This window comes from Billgrantia ethanolica (genome assembly GCF_021404305.1).
In the GTDB taxonomy this organism is placed as follows: Bacteria; Pseudomonadota; Gammaproteobacteria; order Pseudomonadales; family Halomonadaceae; genus Halomonas; species Halomonas ethanolica.
Genome location: NZ_JABFTX010000004.1, coordinates 419,496 through 443,169, shown reverse-complemented (window position 1 = coordinate 443,169; position 23,674 = coordinate 419,496). Strand labels below are relative to the sequence as shown.

Here is a 23,674-nt window from a genome sequence, read left to right as displayed (position 1 = left end):
AGCAGGTAATTCGGCCCCGGCATGCGGGGCCAGGTGGGCTCGTCCCCCCAATAAACCCGGGGTCATCCCAACAGGGAGTTGACGAACACCAGTATCACCCCCAGCGGCGCCACGTAGCGCGCCACCACCAGCCACACCTGCTCGCTACCGCCGGTCAGATTCAGCTCCGCGGCCACGCTGCGGCGATCCAGACACCAGGCAACGAAGACGATCGCGCCCAGCCCCGTCAGCGGCAGCAGAATCTTGCTGGTGAAGGTGTCCAGCAGATCGAACACGTTGAGACCGAACATCACCGGCTCGGGCCAGACGTTGAACGACATCAGCGCGGCAATCCCCAGCAGCCACACCGCCACGGCGCTCACCAGGGTGGCCATGACCCGCGTCAGCGGCGTGCGCTCCTCGACGAATTCCACCACCGGCTCGAGCAGCGAGATGGCCGAAGTCAGCGCGGCGAAGGTCAGCAGCAGGAAGAACATCAGCCCCAGCAGCATGCCTCCGGTCATGTTGCCGAACGCCAGCGGCAGGGTGACGAAGATCAGCCCCGGGCCTTCCCCGGCACTCAGGCCGTTGGCGAAGACGATGGGGAAGATCGCCAGGCCGGCCAGCAGGGCGATGCCGGTATCCAGGATGATCACCGTGCGCGCCGTGCCCAGCAGATTGACGTCCTCACCCAGATAGGAGCCGTAGGCCATCATGATGCCCATGCCCAGCGACAGGGTGAAGAAGGCCTGGCCCATGGCGGCCAGCACCACGTCGCCGGAGAGCGCGCCCCAGTCGGGGCGGAACATGAAGGCCAGCGCCTCGCCGAAATGACCGGTGGTCATGCCGTAGCCGACCAGCACCACCATCAGCACCACCAGCGCCGGCATCATGGTGCGTACCGCACCCTCCAGCCCCTTGACCACGCCGCGTGCCACGATCCACACCACCAGCGCCATGAAGGCGGTGTGCCACAGCAGCAACAGCAAGGGGTTACCCAGTAAGCCCTCGAAGATGGCGCCGACGCCGTCGGCATCCTGGCCGGTAAAGGTACCGGTGACCGACCCCAGGGTATAGGAGAGCGACCAGCCGCCGATCACGCTATAGAAGGAGAGGATCAGGAAGGCTGCCAGCACGCCGCTGGCACCCACCAGTGCCCACGCCTTGGGCTGGGCGTTCTTGCCGGCCAGCTCAGCCATGGCGTTGATCGGGTTCTTCTGGCCCCGCCGGCCGATCAACCACTCGGCCACCAGCACGGGAAGACCCACCACGGCCACGCAGGCCAGATAGACGAGTACGAAAGCGGCGCCACCGTTGTCTCCCACCATGTAGGAGAAGCGCCAGATGTTGCCTAGCCCGACGGCCGACCCGGCGGCCGCCAGCACGAAGGTCATCTTCGATGACCACTGCGCATGGACGAGTTTAGACATGAGTCACCTGTTGTTATGTATCGGATTGTTGATCTGTCTCAAGCGCAAAAACCCGGAAAAACGATGGGTATTTGCACCGAATGGTGGCAAATCTATCCGATCATACGCTCGAAGGCCAGCGGCGGTGGATTCAAAACAGCGTGGCTTGACGCTCGCCGGCGAAGTCGTTGAGCGGCGCTTGGTCGAGAGGGGCGATCAGCTCGCCATGGAGTCGGCGAGCGAGCTCGGGGGCCTGTCGGTTATTCGCGGTATGCACAAAGAGAAAAGGGGTTTTCCCCTGTTTTATCCACAGCTTTAGCTGGTCGATCCAGGGCCGGAAGTAGCTGAGGTTGATCTTCTCATCGAGGTGTCCGATAAAGCGGACAAGCGGCTCATTTCCCGTGGAAAGCACGTGTAATGGGCAGCGTGGCTTTTCACTCTGCGCTTGTGCAAGCGCAGGGCTGCCCGTTGCCGGGGTCGAGAACAGCGGCCGCACGTCGAGCATGACGCGGTTGGCACCATGAGTTATCAACAGGCGGTTGAGAGCAACCTCGGCCGCCCCCTTGTGGAAAAATTCAGGATGCCGGACCTCCACGGCGCAGGGGATCGTCGCAGGCCAGCGCTCCAGCAGCGCTGCGAGGCGGGGCAGCAGGTCAGGGCCGAAGTCCCGAGGCAACTGGACGAGCAGAGGACCCAAGCGATCGTGCAGTGGAGAGAGCGCCTCGACGAAGGCATCGAAGTCCGCTTCGACACCCTCGAGCCGGCGCTCGTGGGTCAGTGCCGCCGGCAGCTTGAAGCAGAAACGGAAACCAGCAGGCGCCTGGCGCAACCAGCCAGCCACCGTCTCGGCCCGGGGCGCCCCGCTGTAGAAGGTCGTGTTGCCCTCCACCGCGTTGAACACCCGCGCATAGTCGCTCAGCCAACCCTCCTGGCCGCCATAGGGTGGGTACAGGGAGCCACACCAGTCGGGATTGGCCCACATCGCCAAACCCAGATACAGTCTGGACAACCTTGTCATGCTCCTGTAACAAAATTAATCGGAAACGCCGCCCGGCGAATGGCAGCATGGCTGCCTGCTCCATAATGAACAAGGAAGAGCGCCCAGCGCACCTAGCCCATGGAAACGACACTCAACCTTGCCCTGTTCGCCCAACTCAACGCGGCGCCCGGCAGCGACCCACGGCTGCTGTTGATGGCGGAAGTCTTCGCCGTATACTTGATCTGGCTGGTGCCGGCTCTGCTGGTCATTGGCTGGCTACGCGGCAGTGAGCGCCTGAAACGCCCGCTGTGGGAGGCCTTCATCGCTACTCTGCTCGCCCTGGCGGCGAGCTGGATGATCGGCTGGCTATGGCCGACGCCACGGCCTTTCATGATGCCCGTGGGACAGACCTTCCTGGAACACGCTCCGACCCCGGCATTTCCCAGCAACCACGCCACTATCATGCTGACCATGGCCTTCAGCCTGCTGCTGCATGCCGGCACCCGGCGGATCGGGCGCTACCTGCTGCTGCTGGCACTACCGGTAGCCTGGGCGCGGGTGTTCCTCGGCGTACATTTCCCCCAGGACATGCTGGGCGCCCTGATACTGGCGGCTGCGATGGCCACGCTGGTAGGCGTCAGCCGCAGCTGGCTGATTCTGCCCTTCTATCACCGGGTGGCCATGCGGCTCTATCGACTGCTGTTCTCGCCGTTGATTCGCCGCGGCTGGGTGGTGCGCTGAGCGCGCCACCCTGCCGCAGAGTTCAACGTAGCTTCGGTGTGACTCAGAACTGCCCCAGCAGCCACTCGCCGGGTTCGCCGTTCACCAGCAGCTGGCCGTCCTGTAGCTGCACCTTCAAGGTGTAGCTCCCGTCCTGCTCGCGGCGAACGACGCCCATCTCGAGCATCGGCTCCACGCTTCCGGTCACCACCTCCTTGGCCATGGCATCGAGCTCATTGCCCGACAGCATGCCGTTGTACTGCTGACGCAGAACTTCACGGGTCACCCGATGCAACAGCATGGCGGAAGCCTCCACGCTCAGGTCCAGGCGGTTTTCCGCATCGAGCAGAGAGCTGTCGTCAAAACCGGCAATGTCCTGAAGCAGCAGGTCGGCTTCCAGCGCCAGGGCGATGTCCGCATCGCCCATGCTGAACGACGCCGGCTTGATGGTGAGTACGGATCGGCCCGCCATCAGCGCCTCGCCGGCCTCCTCCATGCGCTCGAAAATGGGCAGCAGGGCCTCAGGATCGTCCCACTGGAAGCTGGCAATGGCTTCGTAGATCAAGCTCCACAGGGTGTCGTACTCGGTGCGCGACAGCTTCCCGTAGCTGGACTCAACATGGAAGGCGATCGACTCTTCCAGGCCTTGAATCTGTAGCCCCTCGGCCGCCCACAGCTGCGCCAGCTGGAAGCGTGCCTCGGATTCCGGCACCAGCCCCAGACGGACCGTGGCGCTTTGCGCGGTAAAGCCCGGCGAGTACTGCTCGCGCACCGCCAGGCCGTCGAGACTGAGGCCCAGTTGGCCATACCAGCTGCTATCGCCATGGCGAGTCGCCGTGAAATCGGCTGCCAGACCATCCATGGTGAGATAGAGGTCGGGCGCTTCGGATTCGAACCCCTGCATCTCGAAGTGCGCCATCAGGTCAGCGAAGCGGCCCTGGTCGTCGAACAGGAACTTGACCTCGATACTCTGCCCTTCGATGCGGTAGTTGCTCACCTCTTGCAGATCGCGGCTCTGCGTCGACAGCGGCGCATCGTCCGAGCGCAGCGTGATTTCGCGCAGCACTCCCTGGGGGAAAGAAATCATCAGATCGGTGGTTGAGCCCTCGAAGGTGTGAACGGCCGAGGGCTCCACCAACCGGGACTGCCCCAGACGATTCGTACTGCGATACTCACCCGAGTCTGGGTCGTAGCGGAACTCACCGCCCAGGTACTCGCCCTCGTAACGTATCTCCACACCGAGATCATCGAGTAGCGGACCCGAGGCCAGCGTTACCGCCATGGGCTCCCACTCGCCCTCGACCATCTGGTCGAAGCCGACCCTGCCGGCATAGCGGGTGAAAGCCTCGTCTTCTACCAGTTGGATCGCCTGCTCGAACAGCCAGCCCGACGCCTCGGCTCGCCCCTCGAAGGTGGCCAGAGCGCCCATGAAGGGGCCGTGGGTGATGCGGTCGTTGACGACTATCCTGAGCGGCTCTCCGTCGAACGACAGCCCCATTTCTGCGCCAAGGAGACGCTCATACGCCTGCGCAAGTTCAGGCTCCATGATGAGTTCATAGCTGGCACCGGCTTGAAACCAGTTACGTTCATAAACCAGGTTCTCGACCTGTATATAACCGAAGCGCTGCAACTGTTGCAGATAGTCGGCGTAATGCTTTTCCACCTGCTGGCCCAACCAATAGGGGGCTCCCAAACCCACCACAAGCACGAGCCCTGCGCCGATCACCAGCAAGCGTTTCAGGAAACTTCCCTGACGTTTCTGTCCGTTCCCCAAGTCGATGTCCTTTTCTCGTTCTTCGTTTAATTGAAATCAGGCAGCAACAAGTGCCTTGTAATGACTTGTTGCTGCCCAGTTCAAGGGCGAAGTTTAACGACAGGTAACGAGAAAAGTAAGCTGAAGTATCCTGAGTTCACTCCACCGTTACAGACTTAGCCAGATTACGCGGCTGATCGACGTCGGTGCCCTTGAGCACCGCAACGTGATAACTCAACAGCTGCAGTGGCACGGTATAGAGAATCGGCGCCAAAGCGTCATGCACGTGGGGTAACCGCAGCACCCTGACGCCGTCTTCCTCCTCGAGGCCGACCTGCTCGTCGGCGAAGACGAAGAGTTCACCGCCGCGGGCGCGTACTTCTTGCAGGTTGGACTTGAGCTTGTCGAGCAGCTCGTCGTTGGGGGCGACGGAAATGACCGGCATCTCGCTGTCCACCAGCGCCAGCGGACCGTGCTTGAGTTCGCCGGCGGGATAAGCCTCGGCGTGAATGTAGGAGATCTCCTTGAGCTTCAGCGCACCCTCCAGGGCGATGGGGAAATGCGCGCCGCGCCCGAGGAAGAGGGCGTGATGCTTCTCGGCAAAGGCGGTCGACAGCCGCTCGATGGCGTCATCCAGTTTCAACACCTGGCCCACCAGCTGCGGCAGAGAGCGCAGCCCGGCCACCAGCTCGGCCTGGGTCTCGGCCGCCAGCCCCTTGACCCGCCCCAGGGCCAGCGTCAGCAGCATCAGGGCGGTGAGCTGGGTGGTGAAGGCCTTGGTCGAGGCCACGCCGATCTCGGGACCGGCCTGGGTCATCAGGGTGAGGTCGGACTCCCTTACCAGGGAACTTCCCGGCACGTTACAGATGGCCAGACTGCCGAGGTAGCCCCGCTCGCGGGCGAAACGCAGCGCCGCCAGGGTATCGGCCGTCTCGCCGGACTGCGACAGCGTGACGAACAGGGTGTCGTCCGGCACCACCACCGTGCGGTAGCGGTATTCAGAAGCGACTTCCACCTGCACGGGGATGCCGGCATAGCGTTCCAGCCAGTAGCGCGCCACCAGGCCGGCGTGATAGCTGGTGCCGCAGGCGATGATATGCACCTGCCTGACCCGCTCGAACAGCACCTCGGCATCGGGGCCGAAGCACCCGACCGGCACCGAGCGCTCGCCCAGCCGGCCTTCCAGTGCCGCAGCGATCACCGCTGGCTGCTCGAAGATCTCCTTCAGCATGTAGTGACGGTATTCGCCCTTGCTGGCGGCGCCATCGCCGTGCTCGAAGGTATGGGTCTCGCGCTTGGCGGCTTGTCCCTGCGCATCGTGGATCTCGATCCGACCACCATCGGAGAGCCGCACCACGTCACCCTCCTGCAGGTAGATGAAACGGTCTGTAACCTGCAGCAGTGCCAGCGGGTCGGAGCCCAGAAAAGCTTCATCGATACCCACCCCTACCACCAGCGGACTGCCCTTGCGCGCACCTACAACGACATCGGGCTCATCGGCATGCACCACGGCCAGGGCATAGGCACCTTCCAGGCGAGCGAGCACTCGCTGCACGGCGGCCAGCAGGCCACCGCCATGGCGGTATTCGCGCTCCAGCAGGTGCGCCACCACCTCGGTATCGGTCTGCGAGGAGAAGACATAGCCGTCGGCTTCCAGCTCGCGGCGCAGCGGCTCGTGGTTCTCGATGATGCCGTTGTGCACCAGCGCCAGCCGGCTTCCCGACTGGTGCGGATGGGCGTTGTCCTCACTGGGCTTGCCGTGGGTGGCCCAGCGGGTGTGGGCGATACCGCAACGCCCCGGCAGGGCTGCCTCATCGAGCATGGTCTCGAGAGCGGCGACCTTGCCCAGCGCGCGGCGGCGCTGCAGCTCGCCATCGGCAGAGATCACCGCCATCCCTGCCGAGTCGTAGCCGCGATACTCCAGGCGCCGCAAGCCTTCGAGCAGGATGCCTTCCACGTTGCGCTCGGCAACGGCACCGACGATTCCACACATGACGATTCCTCGCGCTGGTTGTCAGTCTCGGGTCTTCTTGGCCGGTCGCACCCAGTCGGTCTTGCCGATCTGGCGCCCACGGGAAACGGCCAGGGCGTTGTCGGGCACGTCCTTGCTGATGGTAGAACCAGCCCCCACCGTGGCACCACGCCCGACGCTGACCGGTGCCACCAAGGCGGTGTTGGAGCCAATGAAGGCGTCATCGCCAATGTCGGTATGGTGCTTGTTGGCACCATCGTAGTTGCAGGTGATGGTACCGGCGCCGACGTTGACGCCGCGCCCCAGTCGCGCATCGCCCACATAGCTCAGGTGATTGATCTTGCTGCCCTCGCCCACTTCGGCATTTTTCGTCTCGACGAAATTGCCCACCTTGGCGCCCACTGCCAGACGGGTTCCCGGACGCAGCCGGGCAAAGGGCCCGATGCGGTTGTGGCCGGCCGCCACGGCCCCTTCGATCACGCTGTGTGGCTCGACGACGGTTTCGGCACCGATGTGGCTGTCGCGAATCACACAGTGAGGCCCGATACGTGCCCCTTCGCCCAGCTCCACATCGCCCTCGAACACGCAGCCGACATCGATCTCCACGTCATGACCGCAACTGAGGCGACCGCGCACATCGATGCGTGCCGGATCGATCAACGCCACTCCCTTGGCCATGAGCTCGTCGGCGATTCGCATCTGATGGGAGCGCTCCAGGCGTGCCATCTGCTGGCGATTGTTGACCCCTTCCACCTCCATGGCATCGGCCGGCTGGGCCGTGGCAATGGCTACCCCTTCGGCGGCCGCCATGGCAATGACGTCGGTGAGGTAGTACTCGCCCTGGGCGTTGTCGGCCGAGAGCCGCGGCAGCCAGCGCTTCAGCTGGGCCGCGGTCATGGCCATGATGCCGGTATTGCATTCGCGGATCGCCAGCTCACGCTCACTGGCATCCTTCTGCTCGACGATGGCCACCGCCTCGCCGTCGGCGTTGCGCAGTATACGGCCGTAGCCGGTGGGGTCGTCCAGGGTCACGGTGAGCAGTGCCATGCGCGACTCGCTCACTTCGGCCAGCAGTGCCGCCAACGTCTCGCGACGAATCAGCGGCACATCGCCGTACAGCACCAGCACCTTGCCTTCGCCCAGGCCATCCAGCGCCTGGGCCACGGCATGGCCAGTGCCCTTCTGCTCGGCCTGCAGGGCAAAGCGTACCGGGTATTCACCGAGTGCCTCGCGCACCCGCTCGGCACCATGGCCGACCACGACGTGCAGGCGCTCCGTCTCGAGTTCGAGGGCGGTATCGAGTACGTGACGCACCATCGGCTTGCCGGCCAGGCGATGCAGCACCTTTGGCAGGGTCGAACGCATCCGCGTACCCTGCCCGGCGGCAAGGATCACCACATCCAGGGTCATCGAAGACTCCTTGTCCATTCGATTGGCTTCAGTTCATCAGGGACCAAACGGCACCCATCGCTCAATATGGGCCGTGCACCGCTCTTTTCCGGCGGTTCAGCGCACCTCTAGGCCCATCTCTTCGCTCAGTTCCCCACCGAAGCGTTCCGCGAAGGCCGGGCTCGCCACGCTTCGCCAGCCTTCGTCCTCACGTACCAACAGCAGTACCTTGAGGTCCTGCTCACGCGCCAGGGCCAGACTCTCCTCTTCACCCAGCACCAGCATCGCCGTGGCCCAGGCGTCGGCCCAAGCATTCGAGGGATGCGCCACCGTCACCGAGGCCACCCGATGCTCGATGGGCCGACCGTTTCGAGGGTCGATGGTGTGCGAGAAGCGCCGCCCCTCCTCTTCGAAATAGTTGCGGTAATCGCCGGACGTGGCAATCGAGATATCGTGCACAGGCACGATCTGTGTCGCTTCCTGACGGTCGTCCAGCGGTGCCTCGATGCCGATACGCCAAGCCTCGCCGTCGGCATCACGAAAGCCGCGTGCAATCAGATCGCCACCCAGGTTGACCAGATAGTGTTCGATGCCTTCGCCATCGAGGTAGGCGGCAACCCGGTCGGTCGCATGACCCTTGGCTACACCGCCGAGATCGACGAACACGTCGCGCAACCGACGTGCCTGCATGGCGTTCTCGTCGAGCTCGATACTGTCGGGCCCCACCTCAGCAAGGCGCGCCTGCAAGGTCTCGTCGTCCGGCACTTCCCGCGGACGCGCCTCGGAGCCGAAACTCCACAGGTTGACCAGCCCGCCGATGGTCACGTCGAAGGCACCATTGCTGCTCTCGGCCACCGACTGGCTGATCGCCAGCACCTCGATCAGCTCGTTGGAGAGCGGCTGCCATTCACTCACCGGCGACTGATTGAAGGCTATCAGCTCCGCGTCTTCACGATAGATCGACATGGACGCATCCACCTGCTCGAGTACTTCGAGTAGCCCCTCTTCCAGTTCGCGCGCCTGCCCTTGGGTCAGACTGTCGGCGATGGTCACCTGGTAGAAGGAGCCAAAGATGGCGCCTTCGAGGCGTACTGGCGAATCCAGCGGGCGGTCGTTTTCCGAACATCCGCTGAGCAGAAGCGCCAGGCTTAGAGCCACAGCCACCACGGGTCGCAGGACAGAGGTCATGATAACAGGACTCCTCGATTAGAACGGTCTACCAGAAGATCCACAGCAGCCATAGCCCAAGCACGATGCGGTAGACAACGAAAGGCTGCATTCCGATCCGCTTGATGAAGGCGATGAAGTAGTGAATACAGAGATAGGCACTCACCCCCGACAGCACCACACCCACCGCCATCGCCTGCCAGTCGATCTCACGCGGGGCCTGCAGCACCCCGTGAATTTCCAGTGCCGAGGCCAGAGCGGTAACCGGGATCGACAGCAGGAAGGAGAAGCGTGCCGCTCCTTCGCGGCTCATGCCCAGCAGCAGCGCCGCGGTCATGGTGATGCCGGAGCGCGACGTGCCTGGGATCAGTGCCAGCGCCTGAGCGGCACCGATCACCATCGCGTCACGCAGAGTTAGCTGGTACTCACTTTTTCCGGCGCGCTTGTTCCAGTCGGCATAGCCCAGCAGCAGGCCGAAGCCGATCAGAGTAGCGCCGATCAGTATCGGCGAACGCATGCTGACGCTGATGATGTCATGCAAGAGGAAGCCGATCACGCAGACCGGAACAGTAGCCAGCAGCACCCACCACGCCAGCCGGGCATCCGGATCTTCGACGCCCTCACGCAGGCTGCGCTGGCGTAGCGACATGGCCCAGCTCGCCCCCATGCGTCGCAGATCGTGACGGAAGTAAAGCACCACCGCCAGCAGGCTGCCCAGGTGCACCGCCACATCGAAGGTCAAGCCCTGGTCATCCCAGTCGGTGAGCACCGGCACCAGGATCAGATGGGCGGAACTCGAAATCGGCAGGAACTCGGTCAATCCCTGAACCACTGACAATACAACGACCTGGAGCCAATCCATTCCTGGCACTCTCCCGATGACAAAGCATATGCAGTGCAGCAAACGCACGACCGGACGCGAAGAGGATACACGCCCCCTTGCCGATTGTCCGCCGTCGCTCGTTACAATTCCGCGGCTCGTGCCGATATTGCGGACCGGCAATGACCGGCCTAGAATGCCCGCGCCACCTAAGGAAGCGCTGCACAAATGCCTGCGCGAGCGAATCACTGCGTTGCGCGGTGCTCAGAATCCTCACATATACCCCAATATGCTCCGGTTCTTGTGCGCCGTGCGCCTTGTGCTTCATCTCGCTCGCCGATTTGTTCAGTACTTCCCTAATGGCGGCGACACCCCATTTTCCCGAGGACGTTATGGAACCTCCGAGTCGACAGACAACGACGGACATTCCAGCTAGCAGCGCTGCACCGCCGCGCGCGCCCTGGCCCTTGCCGGACCTGCCTCTCTAAGGTCCCGCCACGGCTTCTGCGCGCACGTGCCGATGCGCGCCAGGAGCCCAACCATGAGCTATGCCATTCTCGCTGCCTCTCTGCGCAGCGCCATGCAGCGTCGCGACCAGGAAGCCATCGAGCGCCTGATCGCCGAAATGCAGCCGGCCGACCTGGCCGAATTCGTCCAGCATGAGCACACCGATACCGTGCTCTCGCTCTTGCAGCACTTGCCGCTCGACCAGCGTGCGGTGGCGTTCGGCTATTTGAGCGTGGCGCTGCAGGAGGAGCTCGCCGCCACGCTGACCGACAGAAAGCTGGGCGAGCTGCTGCAGCACATGAACGCCGACGAGCGTGCCGACCTGTTCAAGCTGCTCGACGAGGATCGTCAGCAGGCGCTGCTTCACACCATGCCACGTGCCGAACAAGAAAACCTGCGCAAGCTTTCCAGCTACGAGGAAGGCACCGCCGGGGCGATCATGACCTCGGACTACGTGGCGATTCCGGCCTACTACGACGTTACCCGCGCTCTGGCCACGGTGCGCGACACCGGCACGCATGCCGAAACCGTCTATCAGCTCTACTGCATCGATACCGACGGACGCCTGCTCGGCACTGTGTCCCTGCGCGAGCTTATCCTGGCCGACCCCGACAGCCAGGTCGCCGAGCTGATGACCGAGGAGGTAGTCTTCGTCACTGCCGATACCGCTCAAGAAGAGGTGGCCCGACTGGTGGCTCGCTATGATCTTCTGGCGCTGCCGGTAATCAACGGCGGGGAGCGCCTGGTGGGTATCGTTACCTACGACGACGCCATGGACGTGGCCGAGGAAGAGGCCACCGAGGACATGCACAAGGGCATGTCCATCGGCAAGATCGAGGGTGGGCTGCGCAGCGCCAGCCTCTACGAGCTCTACCGCAAGCGGGTGGTATGGCTGGTGCTGCTGGTGTTCGCCAACATCTTCTCCGGTGCCGGTATCGCCTATTTCGAGGAGACCATCGAGGCCTACATTGCGCTGGTGTTTTTCCTGCCGCTGCTGGTGGACAGCGGAGGCAACGCCGGCTCCCAGGCCGCTACCCTGATGGTACGGGGCATGGCCACCGGCGACGTACGCAGTCGCGACTGGGCCAAGCTGCTGGGCCGAGAGGTCACCGTGGCCATCGGCCTGGGCCTGACCATGGCGCTGGCGGTGTCGGTAGTGGGCATCTTCCGTGCCGGCACCGAGATTGCCATGGTGGTGGCCATGAGCATGGTGGCGATCGTGATCATCGGCAGCCTGATCGGCATGATCCTGCCGTTCCTGCTGCAACGCTTCGGCGTCGATCCGGCCACCGCCTCGGCGCCGCTGGTGACCTCCATCGCCGACGCCTCGGGGGTGCTGATCTATTTTGCCATTGCCACCGCCGTGCTGGGCCTACCGGTTTAGGCCTGACGCTTCAACTGTCTCGATGTAAATGAGAACATATAGCAGTTGGAAGCAGGGAGCTCGAACGACCATGATCTCGACTGACGATCAGGCATTACATAGCCGCGATGCCAAGCGCGCCACCTATATCGCCGTCTGGCTCGACGGCCTGCTGGGCTGTGCCAAAGTGGTAGTCGGTGCCCTGGTCGGTTCGGCGGCCCTGGTGGCCGACGGCATCCACTCGTTCTCCGATCTGGTCACCGACGGCTTCGTGCTGGCAGCCACTCACTATGGCCGCCAGGGCCCCGATCATGACCACCACTACGGTCACGGCCGTATCGAGACCCTCGCCACCCTGCTGCTGGGCAGCGTGCTGATCTTCGTCGCCGGTGCCATCGCCTGGTCGAGCCTGCAGCGGCTGCTCGCCGGCACCGAGATCGCCGCTCCGGGGATCTGGGCCATGCTGCTGGCGCTCGCGGCCCTGCTCGCCAAGGAGTGGCTGTTTCACTACACCATGCGCGTTGCCAAGCGGGTGAAGTCGAAGCTGCTAGAGGCCAACGCCTGGCACTCGCGTTCCGACGTGCTCTCCACTGCGGTGGTGCTGTTAGCACTCATCGGCGCCCAGTTCGGCTTCGGCTGGCTCGACGCCGTGGCAGCGGTGATCGTCGGCCTGCTGGTGGGCAAGGTAGGCTGGGATCTACTGTGGGAGTCGGCCCGCGAGCTGGTCGATACCGCCCTGCCGGCCGATGCACAACAGCAGATGCATCAGGTGGCTCTCGAGGTGCCCGGTGTGGAAGGCGTGCACGACCTGCGCACCCGCCAGTCGGCGGGGCACGCCATCGTCGACTTGCACGTGGTAGTGGGCCCTCGCATCAGCGTCTCGGAGGCTCACGAGATCGGCAACGAGGTCAGCCGCCGGCTGCGCCTCGCCTATCCCGCCCTCAGCGACGTGACCTTTCACATCGACCCCGAGGACGACGCTGGCGAGGGCGATCCCAGCCGCTTCCCCGGCCTGCCGCTGCGACCCGAGGTGGACCGGGTGCTGCAGCAGCGTTGGTCGTCTCACCCCTGCTGGCCCCTTATCGAACATTATCGGCTGCACTATCTCGAAGGACGAATCAGCGTCGACGTGTTCATGGATGGCCAGCTGTCTTACTCGGAACTCGCGGCGCTGCCCCGTCAGCTGAGCGAGCTCATTCACGACGTACCGTGGCTGGCAGAGGTCGAGATCAAGCAGAACGTGCGCTGAAACCCGGCGTCCGCCGTGCTATCATCACCTGTCCAGTCGACGCCTAGCGCCGGCGCTCCCCACCCGCCGTTCTCAAGGAGTTCGCCATGGCCGCCGACATGATCGTGCCTGCCGTTTCGCTCATCCTCATTCCCTTCTCGCTGCTGCTGACGGTCATTCTGTTCGTCGCCATTCGCTCGTTCTTTCAGAGTCGAAAATAATACGTCTACTGGCGCGGCAGCTATTTGCAGACAAATGAAGAAGACGGCTGCGTGAGCCGTCTTCTTCTTTGCGTATTACCGGCCTGACGACATCAGAAGGCGTAAGGGGCTAGGGGCTAGGGCTAGGGCTAGGCACGAGTGTTCTCCCCGCCCAACTCCCCTTCGAAAAGAGCATCGATCAGCACTTTTTCGTCCAGCAGCGACAGCCGTGGGCCCACCTCGATTCAGAATCTACACGGTAGGCGCTTGATCGTCCTGGAGGAAGTGATGAAACGGTGCCCCAGGGTACGGCTATCATATGGAGGGCAATAACAGCGCCAGCAGCCAGCTCGCCAATAGCATCGGTAGCGACCAGCGATGGAAGTCCCGCCACAGTCCCTTCTCCCGTGCCAGACGCAAGGCAATGATATTGGCCATGGAACCGATGGCGAGGCCGAAACCGCCCACGCTGACGCCCCATGCCAGGGTCCGCCAGTCATCGGTGAAACCCTCCAGCAGAATGGCAGCCGGCACGTTGGAGATGCCCTGAGACAACAACGCCCCCGTGGTCATCATGCCACCGGGCCATCCGGCCAGATGCCCGACCAGACTCACCACCGGGTCGAGCATGGCGGCAAGGCCGAGCACCATGAACATCAGCACGAACACCAGCAGCAACAGCCAGTCGACGTAGCGCACCACACGGGTCTGAAACAGCAGGTAGAGCGTGATGATCGCCACGGCAGCGGGTAGCGCCAGTCCGGCATCTATCGCCAGCAGCAGCGGCAGGTACAACGCCAGCGACACTCCGGCCAGCCTGGGTTTGAGCGCCGGTGGGGATCCCCCCGGCTCGATATGGATGGCCTTGGCGGGGAAGGCCAGCGGAATCGCAGCGATCAACAGCGCCATCATGGCCAAGGCCAAGGGCGTCATGGCAAGGAAAAACGTCGTGAAATCGACACCTGCCTGCTGCCAGATGAACAGGTTCTGCGGGTTGCCGATGGGGCTGATCGTCGAGCCGGCATTGACCGCCAAGGCTTCGAAGACGATCAGCCGGCCTATCGGCAACGTCGCCACCAACCGCAGGCCCAGGGTCAACGGCACCACGATGAACAGTGCCACGTCATTGGTCACCACGGCAGCGAGCGCCGCTGAAAGCAGTGTCAGAACCAGCGCCAGATAGCGCTCAGTGTCGACCCGTGCCAGCAGACGGCGACCGACTCGCGTCAGCGCTCCACTCTCCTCGAGCCCCCGGGAGAGCACCATCAGCCCCGCCAGGGCAGCCAGCGTGTCCCAGTGCACCAGATGGTGCAGATCACCCGCTTGCTCGGGCAATGCCAGCAACAGCAGCGGCAAGGCGGCCAGCAGCACCAAGAGCAGCAGCTCCTGGCGCAGCCTCGATAACAGTAGGCGCAGCTCGGTCGTCTCCCCTTGTCGGGCCAGGATAGAGTTCGGTACCGCTTTCTACAGCCCCGTCAAAATCGCCGTGGCGATGGTGAAATAGATCACTACACCGCAGGCATCGATCAAGGTCGTCACCAGAGGCGCCGAGGCGGTAGCCGGGTCCCAGCCCACGCGATTGAGCACAAAAGGCAGGCACATGCCCAGCAGGCTGCCGAACAGCACGATGGTGACCATGCTCATGGCCACCACGATGGCTACCGCCTCGCCACCGCGCAGCACGCCGATGGGGGCCACTGCCAGTGCCATGGTTAGACCCAGCGAGCCCGCCACCAGCAGCTCTCGCCCCAACAGCTTGCTCCAATCCTTGACCCCGACGTCCCCCGTCGCCATGCCGCGCACCATCAGCGTGGCGGCCTGGGCGCCGGCGTTACCGCCGCTACCGATAAGCAGCGGCAGGAAGAACACCAGCGCCACCTGGGCAGCAATGGTGTCCTCGAAGTAGGCGATACCGGCACCGGAGAAGAGATTGGCGAATACCAGCAGTACCAGCCAGGTTACGCGCTTGCGATAGAGACTCCAGATCGGCACGCGGCTGACGCCGTCTTCCAATTGGCCGATGGACATCCCCTTGTGGAAGTCTTCGGTGGCCTCCTCTTCGGCCACGTCCATGGCGTCATCGTGGGTGACGATGCCCACCAGGCGCTCATCGTGGTCGATCACCGGCACCGCCAGCATGTCGTAGCGGGCGACCAGGCGGGCGACCTCCTCCTGCGCCTCGTCCACCGACACACTGATCACGTCCTTGATCATCAGGTCGTCGACCTGGGCGCCTGGGCGCGCCACCATCAGCTGGCGCAGCGACAGCGTGCCCGCCAGCTTGCCATCCTGGTCGATGATATAGAGCTGATAGACGGTTTCGGCATCCGGTGCGGTCTGGCGCACCCGCATCATTGCTTTGGATACGGTCATGCCGCTGGGAATCGCCACGTAGTCCGAGGTCATGATCGAACCCGCGGTGCCCTCTTCATAGCTCGCCAGCCGCTTGAGATCCTCGCGCTCCTGGCGGGCCATGCGCCGCAGCAGCACTTCCTGGCGATCCTCGCCGAGCAGGTTGAACAGGTCGGCACGCTCGTCCGAGCCCATCTCCTCCAGCACCGAAAGGAGGACTTCATCGGACATGGCTTCGGCAACCTCGACCTGGACCTCGCCAGTGAGATAGCCCAGGACGTTGGCGCGACGTTCCAGCGGCAGGCAATCGAGCACCTTCAATACCGTCGGCAGGTCGCCATCGTCCTCGGCCATCTCTTCGAGTATTTCGGAAAGATCTGCCGCCCGCAGCTCCGGTAGCCACTGGTCGAGCAGCTCGCGATCCTCCTGCTCGATGGCGGCAACGAGGGTTTGCTTGTGTTCCTGCAGCTGTTCGCTCAACTCCATGGCATTCTCCTGAGTCCTTCACGCAGCTGCCAGGCAGTCGTTGCGTGATGGCATGAGTGTGGACCGGGCCTCCGGTACCAGAGCTTCATCATAACAGAGACGAAAACGCCCCTCGAACACTGTTCGAGGGGCGTTTCGTGACAGACAGGCCTGGAATCAGCCCTTGCCGGCCTTCTTGCGCAGCTGCTGAATGGTACGCAGCTGGGCCACGGCTTCCGCGAGTTCGGCGGCGGCGCGGGTGTAATCCAGCTCCGACGACTTGTCGTTGAATGCCTTGAGCGCATGCTGACGGGCTTCCTCGGCAGCGGCCTCGTCGAGGTCGCCGGCACGGGAGGCTGCGTCGGCCAGTACGGTCACCACGTCGGGCTGCACTTCGAGGAAGCCGCCGGAGACGTAGAAGTTCTCTTCCGCACCGCCTTCCCGGATGACGCGGACCGGACCAGGCTGAAGCTCGGTCAGCAGCGGGGCGTGCCCGGGCAGGATGCCCAGGTCGCCCATGATGCCGGAAGCGACGAGCTGCTCGATCTCACCCGAGAAGATCGCCTCTTCGGCGCTGACGATGTTGCACTTGAAGCTATTCGCCATAGCGAAGTCCCCCTGGTGGACGGCCTTACTTCATCTGGTTGGCTTTCTCGACGGCCTCGTCGATGCTGCCCACCATGTAGAAGGCCTGCTCCGGCAGGTTGTCGTATTCGCCCTCGAGGATGCCCTGGAAACCGCGAATGGTATCCTTCAGCGATACGTACTTGCCGGGTGCACCGGTGAATACCTCGGCCACGAAGAACGGCTGCGACAGGAAGCGCTGGATCTTACGCGCACGGGCCACGGTCTGCTTGTCCTCGTCGGACAGTTCGTCCATGCCCAGGATCGCGATGATGTCCTTGAGCTCCTTGTAGCGCTGCAGCACGTTCTGCACGCCGCGGGCGGTGTTGTAGTGCTCCTCGCCGACGACCAGCGGGTCGAGCTGGCGCGACGTGGAGTCCAGCGGATCGATGGCCGGGTAGATACCCAGTTCGGCGATCGAACGCGCCAGTACCACGGTGGCGTCCAGGTGGGCGAAGGTGGTGGCCGGCGACGGGTCGGTCAGGTCGTCCGCGGGCACGTAGACGGCCTGCACGGAAGTGATCGAGCCCACCTTGGTGGAGGTGATGCGCTCCTGCAGAACGCCCATCTCCTCGGCCAGGGTCGGCTGGTAGCCTACCGCCGAGGGCATACGGCCCAGCAGTGCGGATACCTCGGTACCGGCCAGGGTGTAGCGATAGATGTTGTCGACGAACAGCAGCACGTCGCGGCCTTCATCGCGGAACTTCTCGGCGATGGTCAGGCCGGTCAGGGCCACGCGCAGACGGTTGCCCGGCGGCTCGTTCATCTGACCGTATACCAGCGATACCTTGTCGATAACGTTCGACTCGGTCATCTCGTGGTAGAAGTCGTTACCTTCACGGGTCCGCTCACCCACGCCGGCGAACACGGAGTAACCGCTGTGCTCGATGGCGATGTTGCGGATCAGCTCCATCATGTTGACGGTCTTGCCCACGCCGGCGCCGCCGAACAGGCCGACCTTGCCGCCCTTGGCGAACGGGCAGACCAGGTCGATGACCTTGATGCCGGTCTCGAGCAGCTCGTTGGAAGCCGCCTGCTCGGCATAGGTGGGTGCCGGACGGTGAATGGGCATGCGCTCCTGCTCACCGATGTCGCCGGCCTCGTCGATCGGCCGACCCAGCACGTCCATGATGCGACCCAGGGTCTCCTTGCCGACCGGCACGGAGATCGGTGCTCCGGTGTTGGTGGTCTCCATGCCGCGCTTCAGGCCCTCGGTGGAGCCCATGGCGATGGTACGCACCACGCCGTCGCCCAGCTGCTGCTGGACTTCGAGCACGGTCTCGGAGTTGGCGACGTTGAGCGCGTCGTAGACCTTGGGAACCGAGTCCCGCGGGAACTCGACGTCGATCACCGCGCCGATGATTTGTACGATACGTCCGCTCATCTTGCGATCCTCTCAAATACCTGCAAATGAAACCTGTAGCGGGAGAGCCGTGGGCTCTCCCCGGGCGCTATACGGCGGCGGCACCGCCGACGATCTCGGAAATTTCCTGGGTGATGGCGGCCTGGCGGGCCTTGTTGTACACCATCTCCAGATCGTCGATCAGTCCGCCGGCGTTGTCGGTGGCGTTCTTCATGGCGATCATCCGGGCCGCCTGTTCGCAGGCCCCGTTCTCGACCACCGCCTGATAGACCTGCGATTCGATGAAGCGAACCAGCAGGCTATCCAACAGCGCCTTGGCATCCGGCTCATACAGGTAGTCCCAGCTACCGGGACGCTTGTTGTCCTCGTCATCCGCATCGGCCCCCATGTCGGGGGAGAGCGGCAACAGCTGACGAACCACCGGCTTCTGCGTCATGGTGTTGACGAACTCGTTGTACACCACGAACAGACGGTCGACCCGCCCCTCGTCGTAGGCGTCCAACATCACCTTGACGCTGCCGATCAGAGCCTCGACCTCGGGCGCTTCGCCCAGGCCGCTCTTGGCTGCCACCAGGTTGCCGCCGTAGTTGCGGAAGAAGCCGCCGGCCTTGCTGCCCAGAGCGCAGAAGTCGAGCTCCGCGCCCTCGTTGCGCCACGCCATGGCGTCCTTGATGACGGCCTTGAACAAGTTGACGTTCAAGCCGCCACATAGGCCGCGGTCGGTGGAGACCACGATGTAGCCGACCCGCTTCACCTCGTCGCGCTCGATCATGTAATCGTGGCGATACTCGGGGTTGGCGTCGGCGATATGGCCCACCACGTTGCGGATCTGCCGGGCATAAGGCTGGCTGGCCTTCATCAGATCTTGCGCTTTACGCATCTTCGACGCAGCGACCATTTCCATGGCGCTGGTGATCTTCTGCGTATTCTTGATGCTCCCGATCTGGGTGCGTATCTCTTTTGCAGCTGCCATAGCGATCTACTCCGTTCGTGGCCCTCAGAAAGCTCCAGGGCCCGCCCGTGCCGGGCGGGCCAGCGGAATTACCAGCTCTGAGTGGCCTTGAACTGCTCGAGACCCTGCTTCAGCCCTTGCTGGATCTCGTCGTTGTAGTCGCCGGTCTGGTTGATCTTGTCGAGCAGCTCGGCATGCTCGGACCTCATGTACTCGTGCAGGGCACGCTCGAAGTCCAGCACCTTGCTCACATCGACGTCATCCAGGAAGCCTTCGTTGGCGGCATACAGCGACACGCCCATCTCGGCCACGGACAGCGGCGAATACTGCTTCTGCTTCATCAGCTCGGTGACACGCTGACCGTGCTCCAGCTGCTTGCGGGTGGCTTCGTCCAGGTCGGAAGCGAACTGAGAGAAGGCCGCCAGCTCGCGGTACTGGGCGAGTGCCAGACGCACGCCACCGCCAAGCTTCTTGATGATCTTGGTCTGGGCCGCACCACCCACACGGGATACCGACAGACCGGCGTTGATGGCCGGGCGGATACCTGCGTTGAACTGGTCGGTTTCCAGGAAGATCTGGCCGTCGGTGATCGAGATCACGTTGGTCGGAACGAACGCGGAAACGTCGCCGCCCTGGGTCTCGATGATCGGCAGCGCGGTCAGCGAGCCGGTCTTGCCCTTGACCTCACCGTTGGTGAACTTCTCCACGTAGTCGGCGTTGACGCGAGCGGCACGCTCGAGCAGACGCGAGTGGAGATAGAAGACGTCACCCGGGTAGGCTTCACGGCCCGGCGGACGACGCAGCAGCAGGGACACCTGACGGTAGGCCCAGGCCTGCTTGGTCAGATCGTCATAGACGATCAGCGCATCTTGACCGCGGTCGCGGAAGTACTCGCCCATGGTGCAGCCGGCGTAGGGCGCCAGGAACTGCATCGGGGCCGGGTCGGCGGCGCCGGAAGCGACGACGATGGTGTGATCCATCGCGCCGTGCTCCTCGAGCTTGCGCACCACGTTGGCAATGGTCGACTGCTTCTGACCGATGGCCACGTAGATACAGATGACGCCCTTGCCCTTCTGGTTGATGATGGCATCGACGGCGATGGCCGACTTACCGATCTGACGGTCGCCGATGATCAGCTCACGCTGGCCGCGGCCGATCGGCACCATGGCGTCGATCGCCTTGAGACCGGTCTGGATCGGCTGGTCAACCGACTGACGGGTGATGACGCCCGGGGCGACCTTTTCCACCGCGTCGGTCAGCTTGGCGCCCACGTCGCCCTTGCCGTCGATGGGGTTACCCAGCGGATCGACCACGCGGCCAACCAGTTCGGGGCCCACCGGCACCTCGAGGATACGACCGGTACAGCTGGCGGTCATGCCCTCTTCCAGCTTCAGGTAGTCGCCCAGCACCACGGCGCCCACGGAGTCGCGCTCGAGGTTGAGCACCATGCCGTAGATACCGCCGGGGAATTCGATCATCTCACCGAACATCGCGTCCTCGAGACCGTGAATCTTCACGATGCCGTCGGAGACGCTGACGATGGTGCCCTGATTGCGGGCTTCGGATGCGACATCCAGCTTTTCGATACGCTGCTTGATGATGTCGCTGATCTCGGAAGGATTCAGTTGCTGCATGCCATGTCCCTCAGACTCAGGCGGTAAGGGCTTCGGAGAGGCGGTTCAGTCGACCGCGCACCGACCCGTCGATGACGGTGTCGCCGGCGCGCAGGATAACGCCCCCGATAAGCTTCGGATCCACCTGAGTGGTAATGGAGATTTCGCGATTCAGCCGCTTCTTGAGCGCGCCTGCGAGCTTGTCCTGCTGCTTGTCGTCGAGCGCAAAGGCCGTGACTACGGTGACGTCGACACGCTTGTCATGCTCGGCGCGCAGACGTTCGAACTGCTCGGCAATGGCACCCAGGGCGGTAAGACGCCCTTTCTCGGCAAGCGACTCCAGGAAACGACGGCCTGCGTCGTCGACCTTGGCCTCGGCCAGCTCGATGACCAGCTCGACCTTGCGGTCGTCGGTCAGCTTGGGGCTCGCGAACAGTTTCTGCGCATCACGCTCCGCTACGACCTGGCCCAGCTTGACCAGCATGTCGGACCAGGCTTCCAGCGCCTTGTGGTCACGCGCATACTCGAAAGCCGCCTTGGCGTAGGGGCGTGCGACGGTTGACGTTTCCGCCATGGGTCACCTCCTTCACAGTTCGGCGGCAAGCTTGTCGAGCAGCTTGCGGTGCGCCTTCTCGTCGACGGAGGCTTCCAGAACACGCTCGGCCCCGACGATGGCAAGTGTCGCCACCTGGGCGCGAAGCTCTTCCTTGGCGCGATTGATTTCCTGATCGATCTCGGCACGGGCGCCAGCCACCAGGCGTTCGCCTTCGGCACGGGCCTGCTCACGCGCTTCCTCGATCATCTGAGTGGAGCGCTTGTGGGCCTGTTCGAGGATCTGGGAGGCCTGCTCCTTGCTCTCGCGCAGCGTCTGAGCAGCCTGCTCCTGAGCAAGCTCGAGGTCGCGGGAAGCCCGGCTGGCCGCGTCGAGGCCATCGGCGATCTTCTTCTGGCGCTCGTGGAGCGCGGAGCTGATCGGCGGCCACACGTACTTGATGCAGAACCAGACAAAGATCGCGAAGGCGATCGTCTGCCCGATAAGCGTCATGTTGATATTCACGGGTATGTACCTCTGACGGGTTCGTGGCAACCGGAGAGAAGCGAACCGAGCGCCTCAGCGCTCGGTGCTGTCTTTAACCGGCAACGACGAAGATCAGGTACATCGCGATACCGACGCCGATCATCGGCACGGCGTCGAGCAGGCCGGCCATGATGAAGGTACGGGTCTGCAGCTGGTCGCCCAGCTCCGGCTGGCGAGCGGTGGACTCGAGCAGCTTGCCGCCCAGCATGGCGAAGCCGATGCCGGTAGCCAGGGCGCTGACGCTGATGATGATGGCGGCGGCAAGGTAGACGATTTCCATGATGTTGCTCCTAGTAGGTCAGGTTGAGGTTAGTTTCAGTACTTCGTTGCAAGGGTTGCTTGGTTCAGTGGTGCTCGTGAGCGGCACTCAGGTACACGATCGACAGGGTCGTGAAGATGAAGGCCTGCAGCGATACCACCAGAATGTGGAAGATGGCCCACGGCACGTCGAGCACCCAGATCGCCCAGAACGGCAGCAACGCGATCAGGATGAAGATCACTTCGCCGGCGAACATGTTGCCGAACAGTCGCAGTGCGAGGCTGATGGGCTTGACGATCAGGCCGACGATTTCGAGGACCAGATTGAACGGGATCAGCAGCCAGTGGTTGAAAGGCGTGAGCGAAAGCTCCTTGGCGAAGCCGCCGACACCCTTGACCTTGCAGCTGTAGTAGACGATCAGACAGAACACGCCCAGCGCCATGCCGAGGGTGGCGTTGACGTCGGTGGTGGGCACGATCTTCATGTATTCGACGCCGAGGCGGCCGAACAGCTCGGGGAAGTAGTCGACCGGCAGGATTTTCAGCGTGTTCATCAGCAGGATCCACATGAACAGCGTCAGCGCGATGGGCGCGATGTGCGGATTCTTGCCATGGAAGGTCGAACGGGTCAGGTTCTCGATGAACTCGATGACCATCTCAACAGCGTTCTGCAGCCCGCCGGGCACGCCGGTAGTCGCCATCTGGCCGGCCTTGCGGAACAGCCACAGGAACAGCACACCCATGGCGATGGACCAGCCCATGGTGTCCACGTGAATGGCCATGAATCCCATCTCCTGGGCTTCGGTCGAGGTGCTGGCGAACTTCCAACCGAGCTCGGGATGCCTGCCGAAGGTCAGGTTCTGAAGGTGGTGCTGTATGTAATAAATGGCGGTTATTTCATTACCTGCTGCCATACGCTGCTACCTCAGGTTCGTTGGGTCGGTCGGTCACGCAGTAGCCAGGGTGTCAGCCAGTGCATGAGCTGCGCCGCCACATATGCGACAAAGAAAAAAGCCGGGTTTGAGGGGGGCACTAGGACGAACACGATCACGAACAGTGCCACCGTCAAACCGAACTTTCCCATCGCTGCCTGATAGAGATTCATCACGCTGACCCGCGGTCGCCGGCCGTCCCGAACGCGCAGCCCGCGCCAGACGAAATAGAGCGAAGGCAGCAGGCTGACCAAGCCGCCCATCAGGGCCGACAGCACCCCTTCGTGACCATGTCGCAGGCCAGCCAGCAGGGCGACCAGCAAGGTGGCGAAGCCCTGAGCCAGAAAGAGGCGGGTGAAATCCGGGCGCCGGCGCCTCATGGCAGCTTGTCCGTGCATCCTGTCGACATTTCCTGCCCCTGCCTAGGCAGGGTTTGGGTGCCGGCTTGGCCGAGCGTGACACTCAGGCAAACAACGGCGGATTATAGGGAAGCGCCTCTGGCCCTTCAACCGGCCAGGACGCTTTTAGGCTCGAATGACGTAGCTATGCGA

At 63.3% G+C, this 23,674-nt stretch carries 21 protein-coding genes; 3 read left to right on the top strand and 18 right to left on the bottom strand.

The window, feature by feature from the left end; genetic code table 11:
- Window positions 1-62: 62 nt before the first annotated feature.
- Entirely contained in the window at window positions 63-1,409 is a 1,347-nt protein-coding gene (locus HOP53_RS18625; protein ID WP_234271389.1) for a sodium-dependent transporter, read from the bottom strand.
- Window positions 1,410-1,539: 130 nt separating this feature from the next.
- Window positions 1,540-2,406: a DUF72 domain-containing protein gene (locus HOP53_RS18620; RefSeq protein ID WP_234271388.1), complete on the bottom strand. Its 867-nt coding sequence runs from the start codon at window positions 2,404-2,406 to the stop codon at window positions 1,540-1,542.
- A 99-nt stretch (window positions 2,407-2,505) separates the two neighbouring features.
- On the opposite strand from HOP53_RS18620, the gene HOP53_RS18615 reads away from it, so the two are divergent.
- On the top strand, window positions 2,506-3,108 hold the full coding sequence (locus HOP53_RS18615; RefSeq protein ID WP_234271387.1) for a phosphatase PAP2 family protein: 603 nt from the start codon (window positions 2,506-2,508) through the stop codon (window positions 3,106-3,108).
- 43 nt (window positions 3,109-3,151) lie between these two features.
- On the opposite strand, the gene HOP53_RS18610 is transcribed toward HOP53_RS18615, so the two are convergent.
- The 5 genes from HOP53_RS18610 to HOP53_RS18590 form a co-directional block, all read right to left on the bottom strand.
- Window positions 3,152-4,861, bottom strand: a complete 1,710-nt coding sequence (locus tag HOP53_RS18610) for a DUF945 family protein (RefSeq protein WP_234271386.1) — start codon at window positions 4,859-4,861, stop codon at window positions 3,152-3,154.
- Window positions 4,862-4,997: 136 nt separating this feature from the next.
- Window positions 4,998-6,833, bottom strand: a complete 1,836-nt coding sequence (gene glmS, locus HOP53_RS18605; RefSeq protein ID WP_234271385.1) for a glutamine--fructose-6-phosphate transaminase (isomerizing) — start codon at window positions 6,831-6,833, stop codon at window positions 4,998-5,000.
- A gap of 21 nt (window positions 6,834-6,854) precedes the next feature.
- Complete coding sequence (glmU, locus tag HOP53_RS18600) at window positions 6,855-8,222, bottom strand: bifunctional UDP-N-acetylglucosamine diphosphorylase/glucosamine-1-phosphate N-acetyltransferase GlmU (RefSeq protein WP_234271384.1); 1,368 nt, start codon at window positions 8,220-8,222, stop codon at window positions 6,855-6,857.
- Between the two features lie 96 nt (window positions 8,223-8,318).
- A complete protein-coding gene (locus tag HOP53_RS18595) occupies window positions 8,319-9,389 on the bottom strand; it encodes an FAD:protein FMN transferase (RefSeq protein ID WP_234271383.1) in 1,071 nt (356 codons plus the stop codon).
- Between the two features lie 28 nt (window positions 9,390-9,417).
- Complete coding sequence (locus HOP53_RS18590) at window positions 9,418-10,230, bottom strand: undecaprenyl-diphosphate phosphatase (RefSeq protein ID WP_234271382.1); 813 nt, start codon at window positions 10,228-10,230, stop codon at window positions 9,418-9,420.
- A gap of 499 nt (window positions 10,231-10,729) precedes the next feature.
- Here HOP53_RS18590 and mgtE (HOP53_RS18585) point away from each other — a divergent pair, with 499 nt between their 5' ends.
- Together mgtE (HOP53_RS18585) and HOP53_RS18580 are read left to right on the top strand one after the other, a co-directional pair.
- Entirely contained in the window at window positions 10,730-12,079 is a 1,350-nt protein-coding gene (mgtE, locus tag HOP53_RS18585) for a magnesium transporter (RefSeq protein WP_234271381.1), read from the top strand.
- Window positions 12,080-12,149: 70 nt separating this feature from the next.
- Window positions 12,150-13,307, top strand: coding sequence for a cation diffusion facilitator family transporter (locus HOP53_RS18580; RefSeq protein WP_234271380.1), 1,158 nt, complete (start codon window positions 12,150-12,152; stop codon window positions 13,305-13,307).
- A 494-nt stretch (window positions 13,308-13,801) separates the two neighbouring features.
- Here the strand turns inward: HOP53_RS18580 and HOP53_RS18575 are convergent, their stop codons facing one another.
- The 11 genes from HOP53_RS18575 to HOP53_RS18525 form a co-directional block, all read right to left on the bottom strand.
- On the bottom strand, window positions 13,802-14,860 hold the full coding sequence (locus tag HOP53_RS18575; protein ID WP_267955410.1) for an SLC13 family permease: 1,059 nt from the start codon (window positions 14,858-14,860) through the stop codon (window positions 13,802-13,804).
- A gap of 90 nt (window positions 14,861-14,950) precedes the next feature.
- Window positions 14,951-16,324, bottom strand: a complete 1,374-nt coding sequence (gene mgtE / locus HOP53_RS18570; RefSeq protein ID WP_086509020.1) for a magnesium transporter — start codon at window positions 16,322-16,324, stop codon at window positions 14,951-14,953.
- A 156-nt stretch (window positions 16,325-16,480) separates the two neighbouring features.
- On the bottom strand, window positions 16,481-16,909 hold the full coding sequence (locus tag HOP53_RS18565; protein ID WP_234271379.1) for a F0F1 ATP synthase subunit epsilon: 429 nt from the start codon (window positions 16,907-16,909) through the stop codon (window positions 16,481-16,483).
- A gap of 25 nt (window positions 16,910-16,934) precedes the next feature.
- Window positions 16,935-18,311, bottom strand: a complete 1,377-nt coding sequence (gene atpD, locus HOP53_RS18560; protein ID WP_010625953.1) for a F0F1 ATP synthase subunit beta — start codon at window positions 18,309-18,311, stop codon at window positions 16,935-16,937.
- A 67-nt stretch (window positions 18,312-18,378) separates the two neighbouring features.
- Complete coding sequence (gene atpG, locus HOP53_RS18555; RefSeq protein ID WP_010625954.1) at window positions 18,379-19,263, bottom strand: F0F1 ATP synthase subunit gamma; 885 nt, start codon at window positions 19,261-19,263, stop codon at window positions 18,379-18,381.
- A gap of 68 nt (window positions 19,264-19,331) precedes the next feature.
- Window positions 19,332-20,876 carry a F0F1 ATP synthase subunit alpha gene (gene atpA / locus HOP53_RS18550; protein WP_234271378.1) on the bottom strand — a complete coding sequence of 515 codons (1,545 nt, stop codon included), beginning with the start codon at window positions 20,874-20,876 and terminating at the stop codon, window positions 19,332-19,334.
- A gap of 16 nt (window positions 20,877-20,892) precedes the next feature.
- Entirely contained in the window at window positions 20,893-21,429 is a 537-nt protein-coding gene (locus HOP53_RS18545; protein WP_234271377.1) for a F0F1 ATP synthase subunit delta, read from the bottom strand.
- 12 nt (window positions 21,430-21,441) lie between these two features.
- Window positions 21,442-21,912, bottom strand: a complete 471-nt coding sequence (locus HOP53_RS18540) for a F0F1 ATP synthase subunit B (protein WP_010625957.1) — start codon at window positions 21,910-21,912, stop codon at window positions 21,442-21,444.
- Window positions 21,913-21,985: 73 nt separating this feature from the next.
- Entirely contained in the window at window positions 21,986-22,213 is a 228-nt protein-coding gene (gene atpE, locus HOP53_RS18535; protein ID WP_010625958.1) for a F0F1 ATP synthase subunit C, read from the bottom strand.
- Between the two features lie 64 nt (window positions 22,214-22,277).
- On the bottom strand, window positions 22,278-23,105 hold the full coding sequence (gene atpB, locus HOP53_RS18530) for a F0F1 ATP synthase subunit A (RefSeq protein WP_010625959.1): 828 nt from the start codon (window positions 23,103-23,105) through the stop codon (window positions 22,278-22,280).
- Window positions 23,106-23,116: 11 nt separating this feature from the next.
- The gene (locus HOP53_RS18525; protein ID WP_234271376.1) at window positions 23,117-23,503 is read right to left on the bottom strand and encodes an ATP synthase subunit I; all 387 of its coding nucleotides are present in this window, start codon (window positions 23,501-23,503) and stop codon (window positions 23,117-23,119) included.
- Window positions 23,504-23,674 lie beyond the last annotated feature (171 nt).

Coding starts and splice junctions, on each gene's coding strand:
- HOP53_RS18590 (WP_234271382.1), bottom strand. CDS start 10,230: ATGGATTGGCTCCAGGTCGTTGTATTGTCAGTGGTTCAGGGATTGACC.
- mgtE (WP_234271381.1), top strand. CDS start 10,730: ATGAGCTATGCCATTCTCGCTGCCTCTCTGCGCAGCGCCATGCAGCGT.
- glmS (WP_234271385.1), bottom strand. CDS start 6,833: ATGTGTGGAATCGTCGGTGCCGTTGCCGAGCGCAACGTGGAAGGCATC.
- HOP53_RS18615 (WP_234271387.1), top strand. CDS start 2,506: ATGGAAACGACACTCAACCTTGCCCTGTTCGCCCAACTCAACGCGGCG.
- atpA (WP_234271378.1), bottom strand. CDS start 20,876: ATGCAGCAACTGAATCCTTCCGAGATCAGCGACATCATCAAGCAGCGT.
- HOP53_RS18525 (WP_234271376.1), bottom strand. CDS start 23,503: ATGAGGCGCCGGCGCCCGGATTTCACCCGCCTCTTTCTGGCTCAGGGC.
- atpG (WP_010625954.1), bottom strand. CDS start 19,263: ATGGCAGCTGCAAAAGAGATACGCACCCAGATCGGGAGCATCAAGAAT.
- HOP53_RS18620 (WP_234271388.1), bottom strand. CDS start 2,406: ATGACAAGGTTGTCCAGACTGTATCTGGGTTTGGCGATGTGGGCCAAT.
- HOP53_RS18625 (WP_234271389.1), bottom strand. CDS start 1,409: ATGTCTAAACTCGTCCATGCGCAGTGGTCATCGAAGATGACCTTCGTG.
- glmU (WP_234271384.1), bottom strand. CDS start 8,222: ATGACCCTGGATGTGGTGATCCTTGCCGCCGGGCAGGGTACGCGGATG.
- mgtE (WP_086509020.1), bottom strand. CDS start 16,324: ATGGAGTTGAGCGAACAGCTGCAGGAACACAAGCAAACCCTCGTTGCC.
- HOP53_RS18565 (WP_234271379.1), bottom strand. CDS start 16,909: ATGGCGAATAGCTTCAAGTGCAACATCGTCAGCGCCGAAGAGGCGATC.
- HOP53_RS18545 (WP_234271377.1), bottom strand. CDS start 21,429: ATGGCGGAAACGTCAACCGTCGCACGCCCCTACGCCAAGGCGGCTTTC.
- HOP53_RS18595 (WP_234271383.1), bottom strand. CDS start 9,389: ATGACCTCTGTCCTGCGACCCGTGGTGGCTGTGGCTCTAAGCCTGGCG.
- atpB (WP_010625959.1), bottom strand. CDS start 23,105: ATGGCAGCAGGTAATGAAATAACCGCCATTTATTACATACAGCACCAC.
- atpE (WP_010625958.1), bottom strand. CDS start 22,213: ATGGAAATCGTCTACCTTGCCGCCGCCATCATCATCAGCGTCAGCGCC.
- HOP53_RS18580 (WP_234271380.1), top strand. CDS start 12,150: ATGATCTCGACTGACGATCAGGCATTACATAGCCGCGATGCCAAGCGC.
- atpD (WP_010625953.1), bottom strand. CDS start 18,311: ATGAGCGGACGTATCGTACAAATCATCGGCGCGGTGATCGACGTCGAG.